This window comes from Bacillus sp. FJAT-27225 (assembly GCF_001685025.1).
Taxonomy (GTDB): domain Bacteria; phylum Bacillota; class Bacilli; order Bacillales; family Cytobacillaceae; genus Bacillus_D.
This window is the reverse complement of record NZ_MAYU01000023.1, coordinates 135,516-151,149: the sequence shown is the minus strand read 5'-3', so window position 1 is coordinate 151,149 and position 15,634 is coordinate 135,516. Positions and strand designations below refer to the sequence as shown.

Genomic DNA, 15,634 nt, shown 5'->3' with positions numbered 1-15,634 from the left:
CGTTGATAACTTTGTATCAACGACCTTTTTACTCTCTCACAGGCTTTTTGGGCGTTGATAATTATACGACTAATTATTTCCGATATATTACTATCAAATAAACGACAGCCTAAATATAATATGTCCACCGGTTGTTACATATAGCTCTAAAGTGTTTATCTAAGATGGCCTTAATTACCTTTGTAGAAAGAATTACACACCATTGCTGGACGACACCTGTCCCAATCGGTAAGTCTGGAAATAATAATTTTATCTCCTCCACACTCCTCAAGACAGCAGCTTCAATTCCTTCTTCATGGGTACAAAGTGAGCAGACCAATATTTTTCTCCCAATTAAATACACTGAAAAGTTCTTGCACTTAGCACACGTAAACCCTTTCCGGGTAGTTTTAAAGTTATATGAAGGGAGTTGGATAAAGTCTGACTTTTCGATATGCCTTGATAAGAGTTTATCCGCTATACTCCAGTGATGGGAGGTTAAATTGGAGGAAACATTATTTAGCATATCCATATGGCGCTGCAATTGAGTGGGGTAAATGATAGGTTCGTTAAAGGGAGCGTTGTACATGGTGAAGGCAGGATTGATGAACAACAGTGAGGGTTCAAGCTTCAGGTTACAACCAATTTCATCAAGCAATAACCGATAAAAGGTTTCCTCGCGCCTCATTTGATGGAGAGGATTCGCCCATTCGGTACCATTCCAGGAGAAATACTTATCTTCAGAAAAGTAATAGTCTCCTTCATGGTTTTTGACTTCATAGAACTTAAGAGTTTTTTGAAAAATAATGGTTGTGTCGATCTGGACATTTGTGTTCTTCACTTTGAACCGTAAATCGTTTAATACAATTCCCTGGCTGGTAAGTCCTGCGGTTAGCTTGTCAAACAATACCTCACCTTCGTAGCCCTTGTTTAAGGCAATGAGATGGTTTTTATCACCCTCTTCCAAGTTCATACGAGAATCCAAGTATTCGAGAATCTTAAGTTCTTCCGATTTAGTTCGGGCCTTATGAAGCATTGGTCCACACTCTTTTCTTTTTTTAGTGGAAGAGCAACTGTGAAGATTTGTAATAGTCGTCCCGGGATTCCTCCTTTCTATATTCTTCCATACCATTATACTCTGTCAGACTCTACAAAAATAGTATTGCTCCACCTGTCTTTTAGGATTTTTCTAAAAAATAGAATTGATGTTTTAGTATTGGGTACAAATTTTTGCTTCCGGCTTGTGCCGGAGTATTCGTCAATATATTTATGATTGTAATCCCTCACCCACTTTCTTGCTGCTAAATTAGAAAGGACATTACACCATCTAACAAATGTAATGTCCTTCAATTTACCTTTTACTTATTGTTTTTAAGGAAGTTATAGATGTTCGCTTCACCAGCACCGTATAGTGGGTCAGAACCGACCTTGCCAAAGTCGAGAGCGGATTTCCTGACCGCAGCGGCTACTTGTGCCGGAGTGTATTCAGGATGAGCTGACTTAATGACAGCCGCAACACCCGCAACCTTTGGCGCGGCCATGGATGTTCCATGCAGGTAGGAATAACCATGCCACTGGCCATCACTGAATTGGGTTGTCGCATTATTTCCGCCACCTACTGGATAAGATGGATACGTTGATAATGTCCGGTACGTGTAATCACGCTTATCCAAATGGTTCCCTTTTGGATCTTGGCGATACAGGGAATCATACAACGGGCCATTATCGCCTCCAGGACCGGCAACATCGATTGCATTTCCATAGTTTGAATAAAAGGCAATAGATTCGTCTGACCACTCGTTGGACGAAGAAACTGTAATTACTCCAGGAATTTGAGCAGGAACGACACGAGACGGGCCTTTAATATCAAGTCCGTACGTAGCCTTCCAGTATGCCCGCATGTCATGCTGGTTGTTTAAATCCCTTGAATCATTACCTGCCGACACAACGACTGTAACGCCTTTTTGAATTGCGTATTGGACAGCACGCTGATAGGCAACCATCGATGCAGAGTCGCCTTTTTCCCCTAAGTTGTGGGCCATCCAGCGCCAGCCGCCGATTGACATGTTAATAACTTCAACACCGTCATTTGCAGCAGCGACAATCGCATCGGTAATCCACGATTGTTGAGCCCCGCCAGTTGCTCCGAATACACGGTAGGCGCGGACAGTTAAATCAGGGCCGACCCCTTTCACCTTTCCATTCGCTGCAATTGAACCCGCAACAGTGTCCCGTGGCCATTTTGATCCCATGCATCTTTTGTGCCTGGCACGAATGTTTTGGATCCTGCCAGATCAGCATTTTCTTTCAAGTCCGGATGACCGAAGTCGATTCCGGTATCAATGACGGCAACAACAGTTTCTGGAGACCCATCATTTAGCTTATACGATTTTCCTTCCCCAGTGAGTCGATGCATATCCCACTGTTTGTCCCAATAGCTTGCAGCATCTGCATCCAAAGTCACTTTTTGTCCGTTTGGAGTTCCCGGGGTAAAACCAATTTTATCATCCGGGTCGCCTTCCAAATAGGCCTCAAGCTCCCGTCCGGCTGCTTGGACACTTGAGTCTTTGCTGACACTTTTCAAGAATGAAGGATTGGAGGAGGCCACTTCGACGATTCCGATCTCAGGAATCACCCGCTCAACAACCCCGCCTGCCTTCTTAATAGATTCAGAGAAATTGCCAGGCAGTTTTCCTTTATAAGCCACGACATAATGCTGCGGCTCAGCTTCTCCCTTTGTTTTATTCGGCACAGCTCCTATCAGCAAAGAAAATGATAGTGCCGAGCACAAACCAAAAATCGCAAGCTTCTTCTTCATTCACACTTCCCCTTTATGTATGGTTTTTGCGTGTAAAATACACGCATAGAAAGATTGTAGTACAAGTCTTTTTTGCTTTTTGTCGAAATAATAGACTTAATATTTTAAAATGTGCGACAAATCTCTCCAACTCTTATATAGCCTGCCTATCACTCTTTTAAACTAATGCCACAAAGAAGGTTTCTTCTATTATTTCTTCTTGAATCTTCCTCTTCACCGGGAGTATGATAATGAAGCTATTGCTTAAAAATAGAATTGGAGTTTTTGTAATGAGATTAAGGGATTGGGATGCGAATTTGCGGATCCGGCTTGTGTCGGAGGCCTTAATGAATACGTTGTTCTGGATGTTCTTTCCGTTTTTGACGATTTATTTTGCAGAGGAATTCGGGAAAACTCAGGCGGGACTGCTGTTAATTTTTTCACAACTATTTTCGGTTTTCGCCAACCTGCTGGGCGGCTATTGGGCGGATCGTTTTGGCCGTAAGAGAATGATGGTTTTATCCGCTTCAGGGCAGGGGCTTTCGTTTCTCTTGTTTGGATTTGCACAGTCGCCATGGCTCGATTCTCCGCTGATGGGATTTATTTGTTTTACGGTTGCTGGGATATTCGTCTCGATCTACTGGCCGGCAAGCCAGGCGATGGTTGCTGACCTCGTCGATGAAAAGAACCGCAGTAGCGTGTTCGCTGTCTTCTATACATCAACCAATATTTCTGTAGTCGTTGGTCCGATTTTTGGTTCAATTTTTTACATCGACTATCCGTTTGAACTGCTCGTTGTATCGGGAATCATCGGCTTTTTGCTCTCCTTCATCCTCTCAAGATGGGTTCGGGAGACACTGCCGGTATCTGTAAACGAGTCAAGGAATAATAAGGATGGCAAGTGGTATCACTTCCTTAAGGACCAGGTTCAGGATTATACGGTTATTGTTAAGGACAGGACATTCCTGCTGTTCATTATTGCAGGGATTGTGCTTGGCCAGACATTTATGCAGCTTGATTTATTGCTGCCAGTCTATATGAGCGAAATGGTAAGCAATCAAAAACTCCTTAGTCTTGGCGATTGGTCATTCAGCGTCAACGGCGACCGGGCATTTGGGCTTGTGCTGGCGGAAAACGGGCTTCTGGTTGCCTTATTCACAGTCGTCGTTACCAAGTGGATGCTCAAATATAAGGAGCGGGACGTGTTTATCGCCTCGGCTGTTCTGTATGCAGCCGCCATCTTTATGTTTGGGCAGACAACTTGGATTTGGGGGCTTATCATCGCAATGGCTATTTTTACCCTGGGGGAATTGGCTACAGTTGGTATTCAGCAGGGCTTCGTTTCTAATCTTGCACCGGAGCACCTGCGCGGGCAGTACTTTGCAGCGGCCAGCCTTCGCTTTACAATTGCCAGGACCATTGCTCCCCTTTCAATTCCGCTGACCAATTGGGTAGGATATGACTGGACCTTTTTCATTCTCTCACTGTTGTCGCTATCTAGCGTTTGGATCTACTGGCTTACATTTAAGCATTATGATAGGCGGAAGGCATTGGCTTGAGGATTTTTTTGAAAAACAAAAGCAGGTTTTCTCCAGTCTCAAATCGAATAGTAATAAAAACGGTACACGCTGGTTCTTCGATTCTACCGCGTGTGCTTTTTATTATGTTTACTGGAGGAATGGATATGCTTTGGCAGACAAAGGACCAAATGACGGAGCTGCTGACAAGGCTGGTAAGCATTCCGAGCATTACCGGCTCGGATGCGGAGCTTCTTTTTCCTGAGATGCTTGCACTTGAATTGAAATCTCTTCCTTATTTTCAGCAAAACAGCCACCATTTACATGTACATAAATCAACAGACACAGCTTTTCTTACGGCCTTTGTCGAAAAGCCGGGAACAAGGAAGACAATTGTAATGATCAGCCACTTTGATGTCGTTGGCACAGAGGATTACGGGCAATTGAAGGAGGATGCATTTTCAACTGAACGAATGACCCGGCATTTTCATGAGGATCCCTCCATGCTTACAGAATTTGCGTGTTCGGAGTTCGAATCCGGTGAGTGGATATTTGGGCGCGGGACAATGGATATGAAGGCTGGACTCGTTGTTCAGATGTCCCTTTTAGAAAAAGCATCCTACGGCGAAATTGATGGAAATTTACTATTAGTGACTGTTTCGGATGAAGAGGTCGGATCTAAAGGGATGCTCGCTGCAGTTGAAGAAGTTGTCCGCCTTCAGGAGGAATGTGGCCTGGACTACGTGCTTTGCCTTAATTCGGAGCCATCGTTCAGGGAGCACCCTCTTGATACAACGAAGTACTTCTACACCGGCACAATTGGCAAAATCATGCCCACCTTCTACTGTGCAGGCCAGGAAACTCACGTTGGCGAGCCTTTTGCCGGATTGAACGCTTCCTTACTGGCTGCTGCGATAACAATGGAATTTGAACTGAGCACTGACTTTGCAGAGCAAGTCGGGTCTGAAGCTACACCACCACTTACCAACTTGATGCTCCGCGACCTGAAGGAAAGCTATAACGTCCAGACACCAACATCGGCAGTTGCCATGTTTAATCTTCTCTACATGGAACAGGAACCCGAGGCCATTGCTAGAAGAGCAGTGGAAAAAGCACGCAAGGCCGCTAGAAGGGTTCTGGACCATTATCACGGTAAAGCGGAATCCGCAGCTGTTCAGGGACTTCCTTTTACTATTCCAGTGTATACGTGGGCAGAACTGTTTTTAAAGGTTGAAGAAAGTATTGGCAGCTCACAGGCGCAGGACTTACTGCGGAGTATAAGTGAGATGAGCCTACATGCCGGAGAGGACGAACGGGGCCAAAGCCTGAGAATTGTTCAAGAGTTTTCAATGTATATAGAGGAAAAGCCGTTCATCGTTTTTTATTTCAGCCCGCCATTTTATCCCGCAGTTTCGTCCCGGAGCAATCAATTAGTCAGGGAGCTTGCGGATTTTGTGATAAGAAAACATCCCGAGCTTCAGGAACGGGCCTTTTTCCCTGGATTGTGCGATTTGAGCTATGCGACTTCCTCTGTTTCCAGGAAGGATATTGAGCTTTTGACAGGCAATACGCCTCTCTATAAAAACGGATATAGCATCCCATTCGAGTCGATCAACAAATTAACAATGCCGGTCTTTAATATCGGACCATATGGCGCGGATGCCCATCAAAAAACCGAGCGTCTGGAGCTTAATTTCTCTTTCGACACATTGCCTGGTTTGCTCAAAAAGCTTGTCCAGCACGTCTTTCATCAATAAACTTTGGAGGCATGATGACGGGAACAGACTGAAAAAAGTGCTCTCACATTCCTTCATGGCTATGAAGACGGGAATAACCAGAAAAAAGTGATCTTGCCATCCTTCATCGGTTCTATGAAGACGGGAACAGCCTCGAAAAAGTGGTCTTGCCATCCTTCATGGGTTCTATGAAGACGGGAACAACCAGAAAAATGCGGTCTTACCATCCTTCATGGGGTCTATGAAGACGGGAACAACCAGAAAAATGTGGTCTTTCCATCCTTCATGGGGTCCTATTTACCCCGGGATTTCTTTTCACGGGGTTGCCTTTGCAATGTAAAATTATAATCACCAACATATTTCTGAACATTTTGTGAACTTTTGATTGTATCCCGCTGGAATCGAGCGTATACTGCAAGTAACAGTAGATTTCAATATTGGGATGGTGATTATAGTGGATTGGTTGTCCCCCACCTCTTTGTCTGGAATCATCACATTTGCAGCGTTATTTTCCTGGGGTGTTTTTCTAAATATTAAACTCTATAATGATATCGGACAGTAGGCCCAGCCTATTGTCCTTTTTTCTGAAATTTCAGCAGTTATTATTTCTTTTTTGCCTAAAAACACGCTAAACTGAAGAGAACGAAACCAAGAAAAGAGGTACATAGTATGAGTGATTTTCAAACCAGATTGGAGAAGTACGCCGAGCTTGCAGTTAAAGTAGGAGTCAATGTTCAGCCGGGCCAGACCCTCGTAATCAATTGTACGCTTGATGCAGCCGAGTTCGTCAGGCTGGCTGTGAAAAAAGCATATGAAGCGGGCGCCCATAACGTCGTTGTCAATTGGAATGACGACCAGGTATCCCGTACGAAATACGAGCTTGCTCCCGATGAAGCGTTCAATGAATACCCGCAGTGGCGCGCAAAAGAATCTGAAGAATTGGCGGAAAAAGGCGCTGCCCTTATGTCAATCGTTTCTTCGTCACCAGATTTGTTGAAGGGTGTAAATCCATATCGGATTGCCAACTTCCAAAAGGCTGCCGGGAAAGCTCTTTCTCGCTATCGCCAAATGATGCAGGCTGACAAATTCAGCTGGACGGTTATTGCGGTTCCATCTGCCGCATGGGCAGCAAAGGTATTCCCTGATGTACCAGAATCCGAGCAGGTCGAAAAGCTTTGGGATGCGATCTTCGCTTCTGTCCGAGTCGATGCCGAAGATCCAGTGCTCGCCTGGAAGCAGCACGACCAGACATTGCATGAAAAGGTAGCCGTCTTAAATGACAGACGCTTTAAGTTCCTTCACTATAAAGCTCCTGGCACAGATTTAATTATCGAGCTTCCAGCAGGCCACCTTTGGGTTGGGGCTGGCAGCGTCAACGAACAGGGCAATGAGTTCATGGCTAACATGCCTACTGAAGAAGTGTTCACCGTTCCTTTAAAAACAGGTGTGAACGGAGTTGTCTCTTCAACCAAGCCGCTGTCTTATGGCGGCAATATCATTGACAACTTCAGCCTTACGTTCCAGGAAGGCCGTATCGTTGATGTAAAAGCAGAGGAAGGCGAGGAAATCCTCAGGCAGCTCGTTGAAACAGACGAAGGCTCACACTACCTTGGTGAGGTTGCATTAGTACCGCATGACTCACCGATTTCGAACTCCAATGTCTTGTTCTACAATACACTGTTCGATGAGAATGCTTCCAATCACCTTGCTCTCGGGGCTGCTTATGCATTCTGTCTGGAAGGCGGCAAGACAATGAGCCGGGAACAGCTCGATCAAGCCGGACTGAATGACAGCCTTACCCACGTTGACTTTATGATCGGCTCTGCTGAAATGGACATCGACGGCATCACCGAAGACGGCGCACGGGTGCCTGTCTTCCGATCCGGCAACTGGGCAATCTAAGCCTGGTGCGGGTATAAGGCAATTTAATCAAACGTTTGATTAAAAAACATATGCACTGGATTCTACCCCGAATCCAGTGCTTTTTCATGTTATAAGTATCCGAATGCTTGAAACAGCTTGTATCTCCTAACAGCGAGAATGCCTTTCCAGTACCGTCTGGCTGCCTCAGCCTCTTCGGGATACATCCCCCAGCTCCAGGACGTGTCCCAGACTCCTTCTTCATCCATCGTCTCAAGATAAAAATGAAAGTTTTGTTCAACTAGTGGGCCGAATCGTTCAGAAAGCGGATTGTCTGGCCCATCTACAAAATCAAGCGGCAGTGCTTTATAGCCATTGCCCCACTCGGCCACGTTCCTTTCGACTGCCTTCTCAGCAAGAGAAAACACTTTTTCTGCAGCATCTTCCAATCGATAGGGCAGCTTTGAGTTAAACTCCTGTTCAAACGGTTTAATTATTTTCATCAAATGAAGAAAATTGTTAACCTCATGCCAATCCATCTCGGATTGGTTCATTAGATGGTTCACTGCTTTTTCAATACTGTTCCAGCCTGTGTGCCAAGCCTCCGTTTCCGATGCAGACCAATGGACCAAGAATCCCGCAAGTTCCGCTCCAGGATTGAACATCCAGTTTTCCTGTGCCCCTTCCTGCCAGTGCCACCATGGGGCATGCGGATACTCATTATTTGCTGGCCGGACGGTTTCCCATATCCCTGTCTTTGTATCTGCCGTATTAACAAGATAGGTTAACATCTCCATCACCATCGGTTCTTCCTGACCGGCACCAATTTCAAGCAGGATTTGTCCGGCTGTCCATGTTCCGATTGCTGAAGAAGCCGGAAGCCAAAAGTCAGGTTCAATACCATGCCCAAATCCGCCATCTTCGTTTTGGTATTTCTTTAACTCTTCAATAACTTTCTCTTTACTTCCGTTTTGAAAAAGAAAGTCAAAGCGTGCTCTCTCCACCCCTCTTCCATGTGTTGCTATGTACGCCTCCGCCTGTTCCAGTTTACGTTTCAAATCCTTGTCCATCCTCTTTCCCCCTTAAACTTTTCGTTACTTTATCAATTCGTTATGAAATGTGTATTTCCTTTTGACCAACTTGAATAGAGTGTCCATAGGCAGCTAGGAAACTATGTAAACACACTTTTTTTCCCAATATCATGCAGTGACTTTTCACTTCCCAATTGGTAGAGTAAATTTATCGTTTATATAAATTTGGAGGAAAGAAAAATGAATGTAAAATTGCTTCAGGAATTTAAAAACTTTGCAATAAAGGGGAACGTCATTGATTTGGCTGTCGGGGTCATTATCGGTACAGCTTTTGGCAAAATTGTTACTTCGCTCGTTGAAGATGTGCTAATGCCCCTTATCGGTCTGCTTTTGGGCGGGGTTGATTTTGCTGGCTTGATGTACCCGTTCGGTGAAGCAGAGATACACTATGGTAAATTCATTCAGACCGTTATTGATTTTTTAATTATTTCTTTTTCAATCTTTATGTTTGTAAGAATTATTAACCGTTTCAAAAGGAAGGAAGAAGAGAAGGTCGAAGAGAAAATCAACCGTACCGAGGAATTGCTAGTGGAAATCAGGGACTTGTTGAAGGAACAATCCGGCAAACGCGGACTAGAATAGTAATTTTAACATCCGACTAAAATTTTTCAAAAAAATATAATGAAGGTTGAAACCTTTCATAAAGTTGCCCGTACAACACATTACTAATCATTCAGAGGTGATCTTATTTAATGTACGCTCAAACAAGTTCTGAACACTTACCCTCAGTTATGAGGACGTTCGCCATGTCGATTGCATTTGCATTGCTTGGCTCCATGGCAGGTATCTTCGTCCCGCCGGCACTTTTCATGCCACTTGTTTTTGTGGAACTTGGCATGCTGTTGTTCGCGTTCCTTATTCGCCGGAAAAAGCTGATATCATACACATTCCTTTATACATTTACATTCCTTACCGGTATTACCACATATCCATTGGTTGCCTATTATACTGCTGCATCAGGCGGCCAGACGGTCATTTTAGCGCTTTCGACAACAACGGTTGTCTTTGCAGGCCTTGGCGTCTATGCTACTAAATCAAAAAGGGATTTCTCATGGATGGGCGGTATGCTGCTCGCAGCCCTGCTTGCCCTGATTGCAATTTCCATCTTCCATATTTTCTGGCCGCTTAGCTCAACAGGTATGCTTGCCTTTTCATTTATCGGCGTACTCGTGTTCAGTGGTTTTATTTTATTTGATTTTAGCAGGATGAAACATTATGGTGTGACTGCAGAGGAAGTTCCGTTGATGGCATTGAACCTTTATCTGGACTTCCTCAACTTGTTCACGAGTATCCTGCGTATATTTGGAATCCTAGGCAGCGATGATTAATACTCCTCAAATGCTTTGAACTTGTTTTAATTTGATAAAGGAAAGATGGGCTATACCCCCGCCCTGTTTTCCAGCAACATAGTAAACCCGGCTATATGCCGGGTTCTTTTTTAGTCATTTAAAGAATGAATTCTTCTTTTTACCTCGTAAAATATCCCCGGACCAGCCTTTCTTTTTGAGAATAATATATAAAAGGAAAGTTGAAATAATGATGACCACAAAAGAGAACAAATATCCGTACGCCCAATCCAGCTCTGGCATATGCTTGAAGTTCATGCCCCATATCGCTCCAAGTGCCGTCACTGGTGTGAATAATGTTGTAAGGACGGTGAGTGTCTTCATGATCTCGTTGCCTCGGTGAGAGGAAACAACCTCTTCCAGATTAATCAAAGTATCGATTTCAGTTTGATAATCGTCGATAATTGTGAACCCTCGTTCAATTTTCAAACAAATTCTCCTGTAAGAAGGTTTATCTGTTATCAATTCTGCAAATGCTTCCTCCAGCGCAATTTTAATTTCCCTAATCGGAATCATCAAACGCTTCAGAACTAGCAATTCATGCCTGCTTTGATAAATCTCTTCGAGAATTTCAGTGCTGTTTTCCTCTTTCATTTTCCATAACAGATTATCAAGTTTTTCTTCAAAAGGATCTATTTTAATCAGGCTGTTTGTCATTATTTCACCAAGCAGGACGGAAAAGCCTTCAATTGCATTTCCAGCTTTCTCCATTTGTGGATTTAATACCTTTTTATCTTTGTGGTTTCCCAATAAATTGTATTCCAGGTTTGAAGTAACCATAAAATTCTTGGCAATAAAAAAATAGAAAATATGGTTATCCTCCCTATCCGCTAATTCCTGCCTAAAAACCAATGAGCCGCAAACCCATTCAGCACCCGGTTTAAATGTATTAACGACAATACTGTTCGCCTCTGTTTCCTGTATTTTTTTGATCCAATATTCCAAGTCATAGTCTGGCTCGGCAGCAGCAATTTCCTGTAAACCCCCAAGATTGAACCTTTCAAAGTCATACCAGCACCAAGAATTGTTCTTATACATTTTTTTCAAATACACCACATCCTAAAGGATCATCATACTTTATCCATCCCCATCTCCCTTACTTTCAAAACTCATCTTACGTTTCTGGTTTCTATTTTTATAAAACCGGGTATTGAAAAGGCACAAGCTTAAGAATCTATAAAGGGACATATTAATAAAGGAGAGGATCCAGCATGAAGAAAAATACACGCTTTTTAGTAGCAGGAGCCGGGATTGGAGCCCTTCTCTGGTATGCGTTTAAGCCTTCAAAAGTGGACATGAAGGGCATGTATGAAACAGTTGCAAATAAACTGCCTTTTGGAAAGACGAGCCAAGAGCCTGTAGTTGCAAAAGCAGGTTTGTCGGATCCGATGGATATTGATGACAACAAGATGGTGAGTGAAGGCTCCCAATACGGAGTCCAGTATTATAACCAAAACAAGCAAGACGAAGCCTAAAGGATCATTTCCTTTAGGCTTTTTTGGCGATAAGGATAAAGTGAACCTTCCATCAGTGGTGAACTCCCACTGATGGTTAGTCCCGTTCTACTGCCGCTAATTCGCCAAAAGACGCCGACTAAGCGGCACTATGAACCCGATTGGTTCAACTATGCCGCTGAAACCCTCTGCGGCAAGTTTCACTGTAGTTCACCAATCGGGCATTTAGGGACAGTTGCCTCTAAGTAGGCTTACTTCCCCTTAATGCGGGATAAAGTCAGGAGGACGACTATGGGCTACGCATTTATTGCCCTTTATATAGGAATCATCTTATTGGTTGTAGAAGTATGTACTGCCCTTTTCGTATTGACTGGCCTGGATAAACATGTTGCACGATTCCAGGTTATTTCGATCTTGACTGCAACAGGATTTACAACCGGTGAATCAGAGTTAATCATTGCACATCCTTTAAGGAGACGGCTTGGCGCTTTTCTAATCTTGTTCGGAGTCTTCTCGCTTGCGGTCATTATTTCTGCTATTAGTGGCATTCTCCAAAAAAGCTTTCATATGAAAGAAATTGGCATCGTCGCTGGAATCATGGGAGCCTTGCTGATTATATTAAAACTCCCAACTGTCCAAAAAAAGCTTTCTGACCGACTTCATATAAAGCTCGAGGAAGATTACAACCTCGAAGATTTACCCATCAAGGATGTTTTTTTACAGCAGGAGAATGATTTTTTTGCCGATATCCATGTCCATGAAACGTCTAGATTTATCGGAAAACCCTTTGAGGAGTTTATAAAGGGCGAAGAGGACATCAATGTTCTATTTATTAGGAGAGGGGATGTAATTCTTCGTCAAAAACGGTACGAAGAAGAAATACAGGCTGGTGATCAGCTTCTTCTTTATGGCGACAAAGATTTCCTGCAGGATTTTTTTGCTGATGAAATTAAAGCCCAAAAGGAACTTAAGGAAAAAAAGCTTGAAGCCAAGGCGCATCAACAAACAAAAGCGCAAGCGCCTTGAACATCGCCGTACAAACTGGAGGGGCTCTGACTGAGATAAAGGAATCACGAAGAGCGATAGCGATTCGATGATGACTTATCGTAGGGAGGAGACCTGAAGTTTGCTAGGCGATAGGCGCTGTAGCTGAACGTAGAAAAACTCAATAAAAAAGTTAATCCGAATAACGAAATCGAAAGTTTTCCTTAAAGAAAAAGCCTTCGCACTAAACGAAAGGCTTAATTCGGGTTCTACTTGGGCAGGCACCCTATTCAACAAGATGATGTTTGAACGCATAGATAACTGCCTGGGTCCTGTCCTGTACCTGAAGCTTAGAAAGAATGTTGCTGACATGGGTCTTTACTGTTTTTAGAGCGATAAACAGTTCATCAGCGATTTCCTGATTCGTTTTGCCTGTGGTCATAAGAAGGAGGATTTCCATTTCACGCTCTGTCAGTTCTTCATGGGGGAGGATTTCTTTTTTCTGGCGCATCTTCATCATCATTTTTCCGGTCACTTCCGGCTCCAGGATGGACTGGCCATTGTATGTAGCACGGACGGCGTTGGCAATTTCACTTGCCTTGGAGGTCTTTAGCATATAGCTGGTCGCTCCAGCCTCGAGTGCCGGATATACTTTTTCGTCATCCAGGAAGCTTGTTACTATAATGATTTTCGCCTCTGGCCATTGCTCGATAATTTGCCTTGTTGCTTCAATTCCATCCATCTCTTTCATGACAAGGTCCATCAGGATGATATCCGGCCTAAGTGACAGGGCCAGCTCGACTCCTTTCTTTCCGTTGTCTGCCTCACCAATAACCTCGATATCAGGCTGTGCAGAAAGATAGGATGAAACACCAATCCGTACCATTTCATGGTCATCCACAAACACTACATTAATCATTTTCCCCATCCCCATTCGACACAGCCGGAACCTTCACTTCAAGCCGCGTCCCTTTATTTTTAACTGAAATTACCTTTAATGTTCCGCCGACTTCCAAGGCACGTTCATGCATGTTTTGCATTCCGTAGGAGCCAGCCTTTCTGTCTGCTTCATCGAAACCTACCCCATCGTCAGTTACGCGCAGGATAATAAGCCCGTCACGCTTTACTAACAGGACACTCAAGGAATTAGCCTTAGCATGGCGAAGCGTATTGGAGACCGATTCCTGAAGAATCCGAAACAAGTGATCCTCAACCCCTTTATCCATAAGGAAGTCCTCAGCCTTCCAGCTAATGTCAATCGTCACCTTTTGGGCAAGTTCATTCATCAACTCGGCAATTCCTTCCTGCAATGACTTGCCTTTCAATGCCGCTGGTCTGAGGTGGAGAAGGAGCGCACGCATTTCAATTTGTGACTGGTGAATCATGCCCTCAACCAACTTTAGCTGCTGTCCATGCGGATCCCCATCCCGTCTCCCTTCCGTAATGGCAGACATCATCATCGATGCTGCAAAAAGCTGCTGGCTAACAGAATCGTGCAACTCACGGGCGAGCCGGTTTCGTTCCTGGGAGATAATTTCCTGGATGCGATTTTCCTGAACTTCCGCTTTTTCAGTTGCAAGCCGCTGTGATATTTTTGCTTTCTCAGTCAGCTGCCGGTTCAAATTGCCGATCCGCTCCTGAATTTGCTTCATTTCATAAAGATTGCTGCTGCCTTTCTGTTCCGAATAGTGGCCTTCTTCAATTTGGCGAAGCGATTGTTCTACAAGTGCAAACTGTGACCTCCAGTATTGGCCGGCAAGGAATCCGCCAATTGTTCCTAACACACAACCGAACAGAGGGGTAAAGATAAGGAATGGAATCCCCATTACATCCTTCGTCCATAAATAGGACCATTTCTCTAACGGATACACGGCAAAAAACGCCGCCGTGCTGGCCGCTGTTAAAAGAAACGCAAAACCGAGGCCCCAAACTACCTGGCGCTGAATCGCACTCATATCCTCGTCACCTCAAGGTTCCCGACAATTAGCGAGGTACATATTTTCACTTTTTGGCTCGCGATTTCGTAATCAGCAGTCCTCATTTGCAGAACCTGGTTAAATACCTTTGGTTCCTCATGCTCGAATACAGTTGTTGAGCCGGCAATGACAGAATGATGGATGCTCACTTCCAGCTCATAGGGCACAAGAATCCGGACATTGCCAACCAAATTACGGATAAAGATGACCGATTCCCCTTTTGGAAGAAGCGTATAACTCAAATCGATTACCGTGTCGCCAATTCCTGTTTGGATGTTGATATCATTCCAGTCATAAACCCCATCAGGAGTCTTCTGCGATCCAAAGATTACATTTTCAAAAAGCGGACGAGTCCGTATCAAAGGCTTCCCCGGCATAGCAGCGGATGGGCTGATTTCAGGCTTAAGTTGCTTTGGCGCCTTTTTCGACTGCATAAATTGGGTCAGTACAAAAATCAGTATCGCAATGAGAATAAGCTTGAAGGTCATCATATTGATAATGCTTGTGACAAGGATGACAATCCCTACCCAGAAAAGCAGCCTCCAGAACTTCGAATGCCGCTTCTTCCTCCCTAAATAAATCATCGCTCCTGAGAGGAAGATGGAAAAAAGCAGCCCGCTATTGAAAAACGCGATCTCCAATAGAAGCACGATTGCACCAGCAATGATTAGCCAGCCCATATTATCCCCCGTCATTTTTCTATCCATCTTGTTTCCTCCCCGCAGGTTTGCTGTATATCGATAATCGCCATCACACTGGCGTACCATTCATAGTCATTTTTAATCCTGTCTGCTTTTATCATTTCTAGGATATCATTACCAAGGTTTTTCAGGAAGAGACCATCACGATTTTCTGCCTGAAAGGAGACCCGCTACACCCGGGTCTCCCTCACAT

General features: G+C 44.1%; 13 protein-coding genes and 1 pseudogene. 7 read left to right on the top strand and 7 right to left on the bottom strand.

Annotated elements, in window-relative coordinates; translation table 11 throughout:
• Window positions 1–109 precede the first annotated feature (109 nt).
• Both A8F94_RS19660 and A8F94_RS19655 read right to left on the bottom strand, forming a co-directional pair.
• The gene (locus tag A8F94_RS19660) at window positions 110–1,015 is read right to left on the bottom strand and encodes a nuclease-related domain-containing protein (protein WP_066204348.1); all 906 of its coding nucleotides are present in this window, start codon (window positions 1,013–1,015) and stop codon (window positions 110–112) included.
• Between the two features lie 322 nt (window positions 1,016–1,337).
• Window positions 1,338–2,395 (bottom strand): annotated as a pseudogene (locus A8F94_RS19655) (S8 family serine peptidase).
• A 671-nt stretch (window positions 2,396–3,066) separates the two neighbouring features.
• On the opposite strand from A8F94_RS19655, the gene A8F94_RS19650 reads away from it, so the two are divergent.
• The 3 genes from A8F94_RS19650 (at window position 3,067) to A8F94_RS19640 (ending at window position 7,931) form a co-directional block, all read left to right on the top strand.
• Complete coding sequence (locus A8F94_RS19650) at window positions 3,067–4,335, top strand: MDR family MFS transporter (RefSeq protein ID WP_066205084.1); 1,269 nt, start codon at window positions 3,067–3,069, stop codon at window positions 4,333–4,335.
• Window positions 4,336–4,460: 125 nt separating this feature from the next.
• Window positions 4,461–6,050 carry a M20/M25/M40 family metallo-hydrolase gene (locus A8F94_RS19645; RefSeq protein ID WP_066204347.1) on the top strand — a complete coding sequence of 530 codons (1,590 nt, stop codon included), beginning with the start codon at window positions 4,461–4,463 and terminating at the stop codon, window positions 6,048–6,050.
• A 648-nt stretch (window positions 6,051–6,698) separates the two neighbouring features.
• Window positions 6,699–7,931 carry an aminopeptidase gene (locus tag A8F94_RS19640; RefSeq protein ID WP_066204345.1) on the top strand — a complete coding sequence of 411 codons (1,233 nt, stop codon included), beginning with the start codon at window positions 6,699–6,701 and terminating at the stop codon, window positions 7,929–7,931.
• Window positions 7,932–8,020: 89 nt separating this feature from the next.
• Here A8F94_RS19640 and A8F94_RS19635 read toward each other — a convergent pair whose 3' ends face one another.
• Complete coding sequence (locus A8F94_RS19635; protein WP_066204343.1) at window positions 8,021–8,959, bottom strand: hypothetical protein; 939 nt, start codon at window positions 8,957–8,959, stop codon at window positions 8,021–8,023.
• 213 nt (window positions 8,960–9,172) lie between these two features.
• Here A8F94_RS19635 and mscL point away from each other — a divergent pair, with 213 nt between their 5' ends.
• Together mscL and A8F94_RS19625 are read left to right on the top strand one after the other, a co-directional pair.
• Window positions 9,173–9,562 carry a large conductance mechanosensitive channel protein MscL gene (gene mscL, locus A8F94_RS19630; protein ID WP_066205081.1) on the top strand — a complete coding sequence of 130 codons (390 nt, stop codon included), beginning with the start codon at window positions 9,173–9,175 and terminating at the stop codon, window positions 9,560–9,562.
• A gap of 110 nt (window positions 9,563–9,672) precedes the next feature.
• Window positions 9,673–10,308, top strand: coding sequence for a Bax inhibitor-1/YccA family protein (locus A8F94_RS19625; protein WP_066204341.1), 636 nt, complete (start codon window positions 9,673–9,675; stop codon window positions 10,306–10,308).
• Window positions 10,309–10,422: 114 nt separating this feature from the next.
• Here A8F94_RS19625 and A8F94_RS19620 read toward each other — a convergent pair whose 3' ends face one another.
• Complete coding sequence (locus tag A8F94_RS19620; RefSeq protein WP_066205079.1) at window positions 10,423–11,364, bottom strand: magnesium transporter CorA family protein; 942 nt, start codon at window positions 11,362–11,364, stop codon at window positions 10,423–10,425.
• Window positions 11,365–11,537: 173 nt separating this feature from the next.
• Here A8F94_RS19620 and A8F94_RS19615 point away from each other — a divergent pair, with 173 nt between their 5' ends.
• Window positions 11,538–11,801, top strand: a complete 264-nt coding sequence (locus A8F94_RS19615; protein WP_066204339.1) for a hypothetical protein — start codon at window positions 11,538–11,540, stop codon at window positions 11,799–11,801.
• Between the two features lie 270 nt (window positions 11,802–12,071).
• On the top strand, window positions 12,072–12,806 hold the full coding sequence (locus A8F94_RS19610; RefSeq protein WP_066204337.1) for a TrkA C-terminal domain-containing protein: 735 nt from the start codon (window positions 12,072–12,074) through the stop codon (window positions 12,804–12,806).
• A gap of 244 nt (window positions 12,807–13,050) precedes the next feature.
• Here the strand turns inward: A8F94_RS19610 and A8F94_RS19605 are convergent, their stop codons facing one another.
• The 3 genes from A8F94_RS19605 to liaF are packed head-to-tail and all read right to left on the bottom strand — an operon-like array spanning window position 13,051 to window position 15,447.
• The gene (locus A8F94_RS19605; RefSeq protein ID WP_066204335.1) at window positions 13,051–13,683 is read right to left on the bottom strand and encodes a response regulator transcription factor; all 633 of its coding nucleotides are present in this window, start codon (window positions 13,681–13,683) and stop codon (window positions 13,051–13,053) included.
• Window positions 13,676–14,719, bottom strand: a complete 1,044-nt coding sequence (locus A8F94_RS19600) for a sensor histidine kinase (protein ID WP_066204334.1) — start codon at window positions 14,717–14,719, stop codon at window positions 13,676–13,678. The genes A8F94_RS19605 and A8F94_RS19600 overlap by 8 nt, the downstream gene beginning before the upstream one ends.
• Window positions 14,716–15,447 (bottom strand): cell wall-active antibiotics response protein LiaF, encoded by a 732-nt coding sequence (gene liaF / locus A8F94_RS19595; RefSeq protein WP_066204333.1) that lies wholly within the window; start codon window positions 15,445–15,447, stop codon window positions 14,716–14,718. The genes A8F94_RS19600 and liaF overlap by 4 nt, the downstream gene beginning before the upstream one ends.
• Window positions 15,448–15,634 lie beyond the last annotated feature (187 nt).